The organism is Streptomyces sp. NPDC055815 (genome assembly GCF_053616475.1).
On the sequence record NZ_JBSHDU010000057.1, the window covers coordinates 42,598 to 54,532 of the forward strand.

Genomic DNA, 11,935 nt, shown 5'->3' on the forward strand with positions numbered 1-11,935 from the left:
TTCTTCTCTCTTCTCAGACGGAGACGGTCAGTTCCTGGACCAGGTGGTCCGAGAGCCCCTCGGCCTCGGGGAAGCGGTACGAGCCGACCCGGGCGCCACCGCCGGTGAACGCCCAGTCGATCCGCCACAACCGCAGCCGCGCGCGGGCGTTCCAGCTGGCCGGCAGGACCGAACGGCAGGCGCCGATCGCGTCGCGCAGCGCCCGGGGCATCCGGCGGATGTCGCCGATGGCGGCGCTGGTGTTGAAGTCCCCGGTCACCAGGACCGGGTGCGGGTTGGACCGCAGGTCGGCGACGAGCGCCGCGTACTCCCGGTCGCGGGCCGCCGCCCGGCGCCGCATGTCCCGGAGGAAGGCCGGACGCAGCGGGTTCATGACCGTGAGCTGGACCGGGATGTGCACGTTGTACGTGGACAGGACGCCGTGCCCGACCCGCAGGTCCACCCGGAGCGAGCAGGCGCCGACGGGCACGGGCGGCCCGGCGGGCGGGAACCGGGACAGGGTCACGGAGTTGTTGCCGACGGCCAGGTGGTGGCGGGGGAACGCGGCCCGCAGCCGCTCCTCGTCGTCGATGTCCCAGACCTCGCCGCCCTCGAAGCCGTTCAGGTACTCCTGGAGGACGTACACGTCGGCGTCGAGCGCGCGCAGGAAGGCGTAGAAGCGGTCGGGGTCGCCGCCCTGGTTCCAGTGCTGCGTGTTCCAGGACACCAGCCGCAGACCGCCCGGGCCCTCCGTGCGCCGCACGAGCCCCCGCAGGTTGATGCCGTTCTGCGGCCAGGCCACCAGGAGGCAGCCTGCGGCGAGCGCCGCCGCGAGCCCGTCGCCCGTGGCCCCGGCGGCGGCGAGCAGCGCCAGCGGGACGGCGGCGAGCGTGACCGGCGGGAGGAGCGAGACCGCGAGCCAGGGCCACCAGCGGCCGTTGAGCGCGAGGTGCAGCGCGAGGAAGACCGCCCATCCGAGGGCGCAGTACAGGACCATCGCCGTCATCCACTCCCCGGCAGCGCGACCCACAGGTCCTGCACGGCGTGGTCGGAGAGCTTCTCCGGCGCGTTGAACTCGTACTTCTCGGCCCGCGCCCCGTTCCCGGTGAACGCCCAGTCGGTCCGCCAGAAGGGCTTCCAGCCGCCCTCCTCCCAGCTCGTGGGGTACGGGTCGGTGCTCACCTCCGCCGCGTCGTCGAGGCGCTCCCGCAGCGGGTCGAGGTCCGCCATCGCGGCCGTCGCGTTGAAGTCGCCGGCCACCACCACCGGGTTCCGGTTGGCGGCCAGGTCGGCCTCCAGGCCCTCGTACTGGGCCCGGCGCGGGGCGAACCGTTCCCGCATGTGGCGGTAGAAGGCGGCGGAGAGGAGCCCGTCCGGCATGCTGTTCCACACCGGCATGTGCACGTTGTAGAAGGACACCGCGCGGCCCCCGACCAGCACGTCCGTCCGCAGCACCTTGTTCGCGCCGAACTCCGTCGCCCAGTCCGCGCCGGGCGGCACCTCCCGGGCCGGGCCCACGGCCGGCTGCCGCAGGATCGGGAAGCGGGAGAGCGTCACCAGCTCGCCCCGGACGGCCACCTGGTAGCCGGGGAACTCCCGGTGCAGCCGCGCCAGGTCGTCGATCGGCAGCTTCCCCTTCCGGTCGGCGGTGACGTGCTGGTACTCGTGCAGCAGGTACACGTCCGCGTCCTTCGCCTTCAGGAAGGCGTAGAAGTGGTCCTGGGTGCCGAGGAGCTGGTTCCACGAGTTGGTGTTCCAGGCGAAGACCCGTACGGCGTCCGCGCCCGGCCGGGGCTCCGCCCGCCAGAGCGCCGCCGGGTCGAAGCCCGACCGCCCGAAGCCCAGGAGCAGGGCGAGCGCGGCGGCGGCGAGCGTCCGCCACCGGGCGGCGCCCCGGGCGAGCGGGGCGAGGGCCGCCACCGCGAGCGGCACCAGGGCGAAGACGGCCGGCGGGACGATGCCGACGAGGTGCCCGAGCCAGATCCGGCCGTCCGCCGCCCACTCCACGAGGAGCAGGACGAGCCAGGCGAGGGCCGCTCCCAGGACGAGCCGGTTCCGGCGGTTCCGTACGGGCACGGTCCGAGCCGGCGCGAGCGTGTCAGCCACGGGAGGCACCCACGGCGACCGGTGCGAGGTCCGGGCGCGGCTGCGGGTCGTACAGGTGCCGGAACCGCTTCGAGCACAGCCACTGCACGCCCGCGACCCCGATCGCCGCGCACACCGTCAGGTTCACCAGGAAGTTGACCGCCACGAAGTACCCGAGGAACAGCCGCCCGCGGTGCCGCCGCACCTCCCGGTACATGTCCAGGTCGCCCCAGACGCCCAGGAGGAACAGGGCGAGCGGGAGCAGTGCCCACGCGGCCCCCCACAGCGGCGGCGCGGCGAGCGCGGCGACCGTCAGGGGCGCGGCCAGGCTGGCGCCCGCGCGCGGCCCGGTGACGAAGCCGCCCTGGAGGTGGCGCCGGCCGAGGATGAGCGGCACGGCGAGCCGGGCGCGGGCGAAGACCTTGTCGAGGACGATCCGTACGGTGTCGTCGTGGTCGTGCCGGCCGCGTACCTCAAGGGAGCTGAGGACCGTGTACCGCTCGGAGATCCGGCGGCCGTAGTCCTGGTCCTCGGTGTGCCGCAGGAGCGGGTTGAACGGCCCGACCTCGTCGAAGACCGTCCGGGGGACGGCGAGGATCGCGGTGTGGACGGTGTCGATGACCCCTTCGGACTTCAGCAGCAGGTAGTACTGCTGGAGCGAGCGGTACTCCTCGACGAGGCTGTCCCGGATGAGCGGCTCCGGTTCGTAGGTGCCGCAGATCGCCCCGTACCCCTGCCCGGAGCCGAGGAGTTCGACGGACCTGGCGACCGCGTCGGGGTGCATGGCCACGTCGGAGTCGAGGAAGACGAGGATCTCGCCGGAGGAGAGCTCCGCGCCGAGGTTGCGGGCGACCGCGACGCCGCTGTTGACGCCGGTGGAGACCACCCGGGCGCCGGCCGCGGCGGCGATCGCCGCGGAGTCGTCGGTGGAGCAGTCGTCGACGACGATGACCTCGATGTTCGGGTACGTCTGGGCGAGGGCGGCCTCGACGCACAGGCCGATGGAGCGGCCGTAGTTGTAGTTGGGGACGATGACGGAGACCAGGGGGAGGGTCATGTGGGGGGTTCTCCTAGAAGAGGACCTTGGCGAGGGAGAGGGCTCCCTGCCGCCAGGGTTCGACGCTGGTGACGCCCTCGCTCTTCTTCGCGGGGCGGGCGCCGGCGGTGCGCTGCTGCTCGCGCCACCAGGCGTAGGTGCGCAGGATCGCGTCCTGGTTGGAGTGCTTCGGCCGGAAGCCGAGGACGTCCCCGGCCTTGTCGGTGGAGACGAAGCTGTCGTCGAGCAGCTTGTGCAGCAGGCGGCCGTAGACGGGGGAGAGCCCGGAGCGCTGGAGCAGGCTGAGCGCGGCGAGGGCGGGCTTCGCGGGCAGCGAGCGGACCCGCTTGCCGTGCCCGGCGGCGTCCAGGACGGCCTGGAAGTCCTCGCGTATCGTGCCGAACTCGGTGGCGCCGAGGTTGAAGGTGTCGTCGGCCCGCTCGGCGGGCGCCCGCATCGCGGTGACGACCGCGTCGACCAGGTCGGCCACGTCGAACATCTGGATGCGGACGTCTCCCCGGCCGAGGACGGGGAAGTTCCGGCCCTCCTCGGCCCATTCGAAGAGCATCGCGAAGAGCCCCATCCGGCCGGGCCCCAGGAAGGTCTTGGGCCGCAGGATCGGCACGCACATCTCCCGGCCGCGGAACCGCTCCGCGACCTCCTCGGCCTCCGCCTTCGCGGCGCTGTACGTGTCGACGGGCTCCCTCGGGTACTCCTCCGGGGTCGGGACCACCTTCGGCAGTCCGTACACGGCGGTCGAGGAGATGTGCACGACCCGGGGCACGGCGTTCGCCTCGGCGGCCGTCAGGACCGCCTCCGTGCCGCCGACGATCACCGAGCGGATGGTGTCCGCCGGGTAGCTGGGCAGGGCGGCGGCGCAGTGCACCACCACGTCGGCGTCCGCCGTGACCCGCTTCATCGCCACGGTGTCCCGGACGTCCGAGACCGTGTGGGTCAGGTGCGGGTGCTCCGTGCGCGGGGCCCGCAGGTCCACGCAGTGCACCTGCCGGCCCTCGTCGAGCAGCCGCTCGATCAGGGTCGAACCGAGCATTCCGGCACCGCCGGTGACCACGATGCGCTCTACCACAGCGACGACACCTTCTCCTTGACGAAACGGGTGAGCAGACGGGGCAGACCCTGGGCGAGGGTCTTGTCGAGGCAGTCCAGGAAGAACTCGACCTCGTGCGGTTCGGCGACCAGCGAGGGGGCGACCATCAGCGGGTTGTCGCCGTTGAGCGTGTAGTACGTGTAGATGCCGTGGTCCCGGTACAGGGCGTTGACCACCGACGAGGTGATGAGCTTGGTGCGGAAGCGCGGGTCCTTCGTCATCGCGCCCGGCACCAGCTTCGTGACCAGCTCCAGGATCTTCGGGCCCTTGTGCAGGAAGACCCCGTGCAGCGCGCCGTGGCCGCGGACCTCGGCCACCACGTCCGGGTACTCCTTCGCGATCCGCTCCAGACCCGGGGCGAGGATCCGCTCGATGTCCCGGGCGCGGGCCGGATAGTCGTCCTCGACGGCCACGTTGACGGCCTCGATGGCGGTGACCGCCTCCTCGCCGAAGCCGTAGTAGGTGGTGGACGTCGACTGGAGCAGGGCGTCGGTGAGGTTGTCGTAGGCCTTGCGGAAGACCGGCTCGCGGGCCACGAAGGCCGAGATGGAGGACTTGCCGCCGCCGAAGGACTTCGAGGTGGTGAGGATGTCGGGGACCAGACCCTCGTACCGCATGAAGTGGAAGAGGGTGCCGGTCTTGCCCCAGCCGGTGTAGATCTCGTCGAAGAGCAGCACGATGTCCTCGGCCGTGCACAGCTCGCGGAGGCCGCGCAGGAACTCCTCGGAGCACTCGTTCATCGTGGACGCCGACAGCGGCTCGATGAGGATCGCGTACACGTCGGACTCGCCCTTGGCGGTGCGCAGTTCGGCGACCAGCTCCCGTACGGAGTCCAGGTCGCCGTACCGGAAGATCCCCACGCCGGGGATGCCGGGGAACTGGAACGTCGACGCGTTCTGGCCGGTCAGGCTGCCCGAGCCGAGCAGCTTGCCGTGGAAGGAGATGTCGGCCCGCAGCACCCGGGAGCGCCGGCCGCCGTGGTACTTGTACGCCAGCTTGACCGCGCCCTCGACCGCCTCCGCACCGGAGTTGGGGAAGAACGACATGTTCAGGTCGCCGGGCAGCAGCTCCGCCAGGTTGTGGCCGAGGGCCGCGATGTACGGCGAGAAGTAGGTCTTGTGGACCTCCATGCTCTTCCGCTCCTGGAAGCGCTGCCGGGCGGCGAGGATCCGGGGGTGGTTGTGGCCGTGGTTGAGGACGCCGACCCCGCCGGTGAAGTCGAGGACGCGGCGGCCGTCGCGCTGGGTGATCCAGACGCCCTCGGCGCTCTCGACGAGCTCCTGGCCGAAGCCGAAGGAGGTCATCAGGGAGACCTGGCTCTTGTTGACGTGGTCCTTGTACAGGCCGTGGACCTGCTTGGTCGTCAGCGACTCGCAGTCGTCGACGGTGTAGAGCTGACCGGACACGGGATTCCTTCGGGAGAGTCGGGAACGTGGGGGGAGTGGCGGGGCAGGGTGAGGAGGAGGGCGGCGCCGCCGACCAGGACCTCGCTGAGCGTGCAGACCACCCGGCTGGCGACGGCGGCCGCGGTCGCCTCCTGCCAGGGCAGGACGGCGGTCAGGGAGAGCAGCAGCAGGGCCTCGCGGGCGCCCCAGCCGTCCGGCAGGACGACCACGAGGCTCGCGGCGGCGGTGGCGAGGGCGAAGCCGCCCACGCAGACCGGCAGCGCGGTCAGCGGCGGGGCGCCGAGCATCACGGCGAGCGCCCACAGGTGCAGTCCGGACACCGCCCAGGAGGCGGTGGCGGCGGCGAGCGCCCGGCGCACGCCCCGGGCGCTCGCCCGGGCCTGCGGCGCCGGCCGCCGGGCCAGCCGGGCGGCGGCCGCGGCCAGCCGGTTGAGCAGGCGCGGTCGCACCACGAGCAGCAGGGTGAGCGCGCCGGGCAGGACCAGCCACCAGGCCCCGGCGCCGAGCGTCCAGGGCGCGGCGAGCGGTCCGACGGCGAGGCCGGTGAGGACGGCGACGATCAGGTTGAGCAGGAAGACGGCGAGCACGACCGGCGCGGGCACCCCGGCGGCGCCGGCCATCCGCAGCTGGGCGAGGACGCCCCAGACCGCGCCCGGCACGTACTTGCCGAGGTAGGAGGTGAAGTAGATCCGGGTGCTGGTCCGGCCGGGCAGCCGCGGCCCGAGGTCGGTGAGCAGGCTGCGCCAGGTGGCCATGGTGAACAGGACGGCGACGGCGTTGGCGGCGAGGGCGAGGAGCAGGTACGGGACGGAGCCGGGCCGCAGGAGGAGCGCGGCGAGCTCACCGGCCCGGTCGTACAGGGCGAGGCCGATGCCGGTGAGGACGGCGAGCGGGAACAGGATCCGCAGCGGGCGCGGGAGCCGTGCGCCGCCGGCCCGGGGAGCGGTGGCCGTGGTCATCGGCCGAGCCGGTCGAGCAGCCACGCGCCGGTCAGGAGCGCCGACCAGAGCAGCGCGTTGGTCACCGTCATCCGGTCGGCGAACAGGGCCCGGGTGGGGTTGCCGCCGCCGGAGTCGACCACGATCAGCTGGAGGTAGCGGGCGAGGCCGAAGAGCGCGAACGGCGCGGTGAGCACGGCGACGAGCGGCCCGTGCGCGCCGAAGACCGGGCTGGCCTGCACGTGCAGCACGTAACTCACCGCCGCGAGGACCGCGGTGAAGCCGAGCAGCTGGTCGAGGAAGCCGACCGTGTAGCCGCGCAGCGCGGGCCGGTGCAGGACCCCGCCGACGGCCATCTCGTGCCGCCGTTTGCCGAGGATCAGCAGGAGGCAGAGGGTGAGCACCCCGAGCGCCAGCCAGCTGGGCACCGGGTTCCCGGAGGCCAGACAGCCCTGGGCGAGCCGCAGAACGAACCCGAGCGCGACGATGAACACGTCGAGCAGCGGCACGTGCTTGAGCCCCCTGCTGTACGCGGCGTTCAGCGCGACGTACGCGGCGACCGGCCACCAGTCGGCGGGCGCGGTGGCACCGGTGGCGACGGTCAGTCCGACCGTCGCCGCGAGGAGCAGCGCGAGGGCGGCGGCGAACGACACGGCCGTGCCGACGCCGATCCGGCCCGCGGCGATCGGCCGGTGCCGCTTCTCCGGGTGACGGCGGTCGCGGTCCCGGTCGCCGATGTCGTTGACCAGGTAGATCAGCGCGGAGGCGAGGGTGAAGACGGCGATCGCGGCGAGGGTGCCGCCGAGCGCGCCGGCGTCGAGGCGGGGGGCGCCGAGCAGGCCGAGGGGGACGACGACCAGGTTCTTCGTCCACTGTCCCGGGCGGACGAGGGCGGTGAGGTCGGCGAGGCGACTGGGGGGAGGGGAGGCCGGCGGACGGACCGCCGGCGCCTCCCGTCCGGTGAGCGTGGGCGTGGCCATGGACGTACTCCTGTGGGGAGGGTCGTACGGGTGGTCATACGGAGGTGGTGGCGGTGGGGACGGTCCGGCGGCGCACGCTCGGGCCGAAGTCCGGCTCGGTGAGCCAGCGGACGGCGCCGCGGGCCGCGCCGAGGACGATCGCCTGGTGCAGGACGAAGTGGACGGCGGTGAAGTACAGGAGGAACCCCGGTCCCCGGGTCCGCAGCGCGAACCGGCTGAGGCCCGGGTCGGCGCAGGCGAAGAGCAGCGCGCACAGGGCGGGGACGAGCAGCAGCCAGGGGGAGAGCAGGCCGAGCAGCAGCGTGGGGAGGGACAGCGCGGCGGCGAGGACACCGAGCGGCCGGTTGGCGGTGAGGCCGCCCTCCCGCATCTGCCCGAGCGCGGCGATCAGCAGCTGCGAGCGCCGGTACTGCTCCGAGAGCATCGCCCCGAGCCGGTCGACGTCGTCGTGGCGGCCGCGGATCGCCTCGGTCATCAGGATCCGGTGGGTCCGGACGAGCCGGCCGCTGTACTCGACGTCCTCGGAGTCCCGGAGGTTCTCGTCGAAGGGGCCGGTCTCCTCGAAGACCTGCTTGCGGATCGCGCCGAGGGCGAAGAAGGCGGTGCGGACCTCGCCGGCGGCGCGGTGGCGCCAGTAGTGGGCGTGCAGGGCGTGGTAGCGCTCCACGGGCCCGTCGTCGTAGAGCGGTTCGGGGTCGAGGACGCCGTGGACACAGCCGAGGCCGGGGTCGTCGGCGAGCAGGTCGGCGGCGTTCGCGAGGGCCTCGGGGTGCAGGGCGGTGTCGGAGTCGAGGAAGAAGAGGACCTCGCCGCGGGCGGCGGCGGCCCCCATGTTCCGGGCGGCGGACACCCCGCGGTTGTGGGGGTTGGCGATGAGGACGACGTCGAACTCGCGGGCGATGTCCCGGGACCGGTCGGTGCTGGCGTCGTCCACGACGATGACGTCGAGCGGGGCGTGGGTCTGGGCGAAGACCGAGGTGAGACAGGCGCGGAGGGTCTTCTCGTAGTTGTAGTTGGGGATGATGACGGACACGCTGGGACGGGCCCTGGGCATGGGGGTTCCTTGGGAGGTGGGGCTCTTCGAGAGGCGAGGGCTCTTCGAGAGGTGGGGCTCTTCGAGAGGCGAGGGCTCTTCGAGAGGTGGGGGGTGTCAGAGGAGCCGGAAGTCCGCGATGCGGTGGCGGGAGAGCTCGGGGGAGTGGCCGAGGAGGAGCCGGCAGAGCAGCAGCGCGTGGCCGACGGCCTCGATCTCGTCGGGGCCCCTGATGTAGAGGGCCAGCCGGACGGTGCGGTCGAGGACCAGTGCCCGGGCGGACTCGAAGCGGTCCTGCGGCCGGGCGACGCGGTGCAGCGTCTCGACGAGTCGTGCGGCGGACGGGGCCGGTGGGGGGTCGGCGTCCGGTGCGGGGTCGTCGTCCGGTGCCCTCATCGAGACGCCGATGAGGTAGATGGGGATCAGCCCCAGGAGAAGCCGTCGTTGCCGTCGGAGGGCTGGACGGTCGACGTCACGGTCCCGCTCGTGATGTCGCCGGAGGCGGTGACGGCGGGCGCCGGCTGCGTCGCCAGGACCAGGGTCAGCGCGGCCGCGGCGGGGACGGCCAGGGCGACGACGGCACGGAGCTGAATGCGGGCGAAGCTGGCGAAACGGGCGCTGCTGGGCATGGCGGGGCTGCCTTCCTCAAGGGTGCGGAGTGGGGGTCGCGGGGGTGGTTCCCCGGGGCCGCTCCCGGGCTCTGCCGGGCGGCTTCGACATGTCCAAGACTGGCCTGCCGGGGGTGCCCTGTCACCGGAGAACGGCTGGCGCCAACCGCGTGGCCGTTAGGGGCCAGGAGCTGCCACGGGCCTTCGCGCGCCGCCCACCAGGGGGTTTCCCGGAGGCGTCACGTTCCTGCCAGGCGGAAGGTGCCGGGCGCCCGTCACGTCCCGTACGACCTCCGGAAACGCCGGACGGCCGCACCCCCCGCCGGGGTGCGGCCGTCCGTCTCGTACGGGATGCTCAGCCGTTGGGGCGCTTGAGACGCGCCACGAACTTGTACCGGTCGCCGCGGTAGACGGACCGTACCCACTCGACCGGCTCGCCCTGGGCGTCCAGGGAGTGGCGGGAGAGCATCAGCATCGGCAGGCCCACGTCCGTGCCGAGCAGCCCGGCCTCGCGCGGGGTGGCGAGGGAGGTCTCGATGGTCTCCTCGGCCTCGGCGAGGTGCACGTCGTAGACCTCGGCGAGTGCCGTGTACAGCGAGGTGTACTTCACGAGCGAGCGGCGCAGCGCCGGGAAGCGCTTCGCCGACAGGTGGGTGGTCTCGATCGCCATCGGCTCGCCGCTCGCGAGGCGCAGGCGCTCGATGCGGAGCACCCGGCCGCCGGCCGAGATGTCGAGCAGTCCGGCGAGGGTGTCGTCGGCCGTGACGTACCCGATGTCGAGGAGCTGCGAGGTGGGCTCCAGGCCCTGGGCCCGCATGTCCTCCGTGTACGAGGTGAGCTGCAGGGCCTGCGAGACCTTGGGCTTGGCCACGAACGTGCCCTTGCCCTGGATGCGCTCCAGGCGGCCCTCGACGACCAGCTCCTGGAGGGCCTGGCGCACGGTGGTGCGCGAGGTGTCGAACTCGGCGGCGAGCGTGCGCTCCGGCGGGACCGGGGTGCCGGGCGGCAGGGTCTCCGTCATGTCGAGCAAATGCCGCTTCAGTCGGTAGTACTTGGGCACGCGCGCGGTGCGGGTGGGTGTCCCGCCCTCTGTCTCCGTACTGCCCGCGTCCGTGGCCATGGCCTGCCTTCCCGACTCCTGTGCTGCTGCCGTCACCGGCTCCTCCGTCTGTCGCGGCTCACATGGTGGCACGGACCGGTCACGGGTCGTCGCCCTCCCTCAGGTGTCGGTCCGATAACGGACGCGACTGCCCTTCTTATACACCCTTGACACCCCTAAAGGTCTAGGCCAAGCTCCGGGTACTGGTCTAAACCATTAAAGACCAGGTCCCAGCCCCACGAGCACTACCTGACGTATGTCTTCGCGCGGTGGGCAGGGGTTGCAGGCATCCCTGAGGAGGGTGGCGTGAAGCGCAAGCTCATCGCGGCGATCGGCGTCGCGGGCATGATGGTCTCCATCGCTGCGTGTGGTTCGGACAGCGACAGCGGCAAGGACGGCGGCAAGGCCACGGCCGGCGGCAACAAGACCCTGACGGTCTGGGTCATGGACGGTTCCGCGCCGGACGCCTGGATGGCCGAGGTGAACAAGGCCTTCGAGGCCAAGCACCCGGGCGTCAAGGTCAAGGTCGAGAAGCAGATCTGGAACGGCATCCAGGAGAAGGTCACCACCGCCCTCTCCGAGGACACCCCGCCGGACGTCCTCGAGCTCGGCAACACGCAGACCGCCGGCTACGCGGTCACCGGCGGTCTCGCCGACCTCTCCGGCGACAAGGCCAAGCTCGGCTACGACGCCTGGAACAAGGGCATGGTCGCCTCCAACGAGCTGGACGGCAAGCTCTACTCCGCCCCGTGGTACGCCGCCAACCGCGTCGTCGTCTACGACAAGGCCGCCTTCAAGAAGGCCGGCGTCACCCCGCCGAAGACCCGCGCCGAGTGGATCGACGGCCTGAAGAAGCTCAAGGCCTCCGACCCGAAGTCGCAGGCGATCTACCTGCCGGGCCAGTCCTGGTACGTCCTCGCCGGCCTCATCTGGGACGAGGGCAGCGACCTCGCGGTCAAGGACGGCGACAAGTGGAAGGGCAACCTGTCCTCCCCCGAGGCCGCCAGCGCCATGAACTTCTACAAGGAGCTGGCGTCCTACTCCACCGCTCCGAAGGACAAGGACGAGGCGACCCCGCAGCAGTCCACCGACATCATCCCCAAGGGCGGCGTGGCGTCCTGGATCGGTCTCGGCTGGGAGGCCGGCGGCGCCATCGACGCCATGAAGAAGGCCGGCAAGACCGCCGACTTCGGCTACTTCCCGATCCCGGGCAAGACCGCCGACAAGCCGGGCTCCGTCTTCCTCGGCGGCTCCAACCTCGCCATCGCCGAGCGCTCCCAGAACAAGGACCTCGCCAAGGAGTGGCTGGCCCTCGCCGCCGGCAAGGAGTTCATGACGAAGTACGCCGCCGCCACCGAGGGCGCGCTGCTTCCGAACACCGACGCCGCGCAGTTCAAGCCCGCCGCCGGCTCCTTCGCCGAGGCCATGGCCGCCTCCTCCGCCTCCGGCAAGGTCACCCCGGTCACCCCGGGCTGGGCGAACGTCGAGACCGCGCCGAACCCGATCAAGGACTACATGACCAAGGTCCTGAAGGGTGAGGACGCCAAGAAGGCCGGCGAAGCCGCCGACAAGGTCATCAACGAGCGCATCAACCAGCAGTAATCCGTAGCCCCGGTGGTGGGGGGGGGGTGGGGGCCGGCCCCCCCCCCCCCCCCGGGGACGC

General features: G+C 72.2%; 12 protein-coding genes. 1 reads left to right on the top strand and 11 read right to left on the bottom strand.

Features of this window, described 5'->3' with window-relative positions:
* Positions 1-13 precede the first annotated feature (13 nt).
* The 11 genes from ACWGN5_RS29700 to ACWGN5_RS29750 form a co-directional block, all read right to left on the bottom strand.
* Complete coding sequence (locus ACWGN5_RS29700; protein WP_453520756.1) at positions 14-985, bottom strand: endonuclease/exonuclease/phosphatase family protein; 972 nt, start codon at positions 983-985, stop codon at positions 14-16.
* Complete coding sequence (locus tag ACWGN5_RS29705) at positions 982-2,085, bottom strand: endonuclease/exonuclease/phosphatase family protein (protein ID WP_453520759.1); 1,104 nt, start codon at positions 2,083-2,085, stop codon at positions 982-984. Before ACWGN5_RS29705 ends, ACWGN5_RS29700 begins: the two co-directional genes overlap by 4 nt.
* Positions 2,078-3,121: a glycosyltransferase family 2 protein gene (locus ACWGN5_RS29710; RefSeq protein ID WP_453520762.1), complete on the bottom strand. Its 1,044-nt coding sequence runs from the start codon at positions 3,119-3,121 to the stop codon at positions 2,078-2,080. Before ACWGN5_RS29710 ends, ACWGN5_RS29705 begins: the two co-directional genes overlap by 8 nt.
* A 13-nt stretch (positions 3,122-3,134) precedes the next feature.
* Positions 3,135-4,187 (bottom strand): NAD-dependent epimerase/dehydratase family protein, encoded by a 1,053-nt coding sequence (locus ACWGN5_RS29715; protein WP_453520765.1) that lies wholly within the window; start codon positions 4,185-4,187, stop codon positions 3,135-3,137.
* Positions 4,181-5,614 (bottom strand): aspartate aminotransferase family protein, encoded by a 1,434-nt coding sequence (locus ACWGN5_RS29720; protein WP_453520768.1) that lies wholly within the window; start codon positions 5,612-5,614, stop codon positions 4,181-4,183. Before ACWGN5_RS29720 ends, ACWGN5_RS29715 begins: the two co-directional genes overlap by 7 nt.
* Positions 5,572-6,573 (bottom strand): lysylphosphatidylglycerol synthase domain-containing protein, encoded by a 1,002-nt coding sequence (locus ACWGN5_RS29725; RefSeq protein WP_453520771.1) that lies wholly within the window; start codon positions 6,571-6,573, stop codon positions 5,572-5,574. The genes ACWGN5_RS29720 and ACWGN5_RS29725 overlap by 43 nt, the downstream gene beginning before the upstream one ends.
* On the bottom strand, positions 6,570-7,532 hold the full coding sequence (locus ACWGN5_RS29730; RefSeq protein WP_453520773.1) for a UbiA prenyltransferase family protein: 963 nt from the start codon (positions 7,530-7,532) through the stop codon (positions 6,570-6,572). Before ACWGN5_RS29730 ends, ACWGN5_RS29725 begins: the two co-directional genes overlap by 4 nt.
* Positions 7,533-7,566: 34 nt before the next feature.
* Complete coding sequence (locus tag ACWGN5_RS29735; protein ID WP_453520775.1) at positions 7,567-8,586, bottom strand: glycosyltransferase family 2 protein; 1,020 nt, start codon at positions 8,584-8,586, stop codon at positions 7,567-7,569.
* A 96-nt stretch (positions 8,587-8,682) separates the two neighbouring features.
* On the bottom strand, positions 8,683-8,961 hold the full coding sequence (locus ACWGN5_RS29740) for a hypothetical protein (RefSeq protein WP_453520777.1): 279 nt from the start codon (positions 8,959-8,961) through the stop codon (positions 8,683-8,685).
* A 26-nt stretch (positions 8,962-8,987) separates the two neighbouring features.
* The gene (locus ACWGN5_RS29745) at positions 8,988-9,194 is read right to left on the bottom strand and encodes a hypothetical protein (protein ID WP_453520780.1); all 207 of its coding nucleotides are present in this window, start codon (positions 9,192-9,194) and stop codon (positions 8,988-8,990) included.
* Between the two features lie 334 nt (positions 9,195-9,528).
* The gene (locus tag ACWGN5_RS29750; RefSeq protein ID WP_329851808.1) at positions 9,529-10,293 is read right to left on the bottom strand and encodes a GntR family transcriptional regulator; all 765 of its coding nucleotides are present in this window, start codon (positions 10,291-10,293) and stop codon (positions 9,529-9,531) included.
* Positions 10,294-10,578: 285 nt separating this feature from the next.
* On the opposite strand from ACWGN5_RS29750, the gene ACWGN5_RS29755 reads away from it, so the two are divergent.
* Entirely contained in the window at positions 10,579-11,874 is a 1,296-nt protein-coding gene (locus tag ACWGN5_RS29755; protein ID WP_453520783.1) for an extracellular solute-binding protein, read from the top strand.
* Positions 11,875-11,935: the final 61 nt, after the last annotated feature.

Excerpts from the sequence above, each read along its gene's own strand:
- ACWGN5_RS29740 (WP_453520777.1), bottom strand. The coding sequence starts at position 8,961 with ATGAGGGCACCGGACGACGACCCCGCACCGGACGCCGACCCCCCACCG.
- ACWGN5_RS29735 (WP_453520775.1), bottom strand. The coding sequence starts at position 8,586 with ATGCCCAGGGCCCGTCCCAGCGTGTCCGTCATCATCCCCAACTACAAC.
- ACWGN5_RS29700 (WP_453520756.1), bottom strand. The coding sequence starts at position 985 with ATGACGGCGATGGTCCTGTACTGCGCCCTCGGATGGGCGGTCTTCCTC.
- ACWGN5_RS29750 (WP_329851808.1), bottom strand. The coding sequence starts at position 10,293 with ATGGCCACGGACGCGGGCAGTACGGAGACAGAGGGCGGGACACCCACC.
- ACWGN5_RS29710 (WP_453520762.1), bottom strand. The coding sequence starts at position 3,121 with ATGACCCTCCCCCTGGTCTCCGTCATCGTCCCCAACTACAACTACGGC.
- ACWGN5_RS29725 (WP_453520771.1), bottom strand. The coding sequence starts at position 6,573 with ATGACCACGGCCACCGCTCCCCGGGCCGGCGGCGCACGGCTCCCGCGC.
- ACWGN5_RS29730 (WP_453520773.1), bottom strand. The coding sequence starts at position 7,532 with ATGGCCACGCCCACGCTCACCGGACGGGAGGCGCCGGCGGTCCGTCCG.
- ACWGN5_RS29745 (WP_453520780.1), bottom strand. The coding sequence starts at position 9,194 with ATGCCCAGCAGCGCCCGTTTCGCCAGCTTCGCCCGCATTCAGCTCCGT.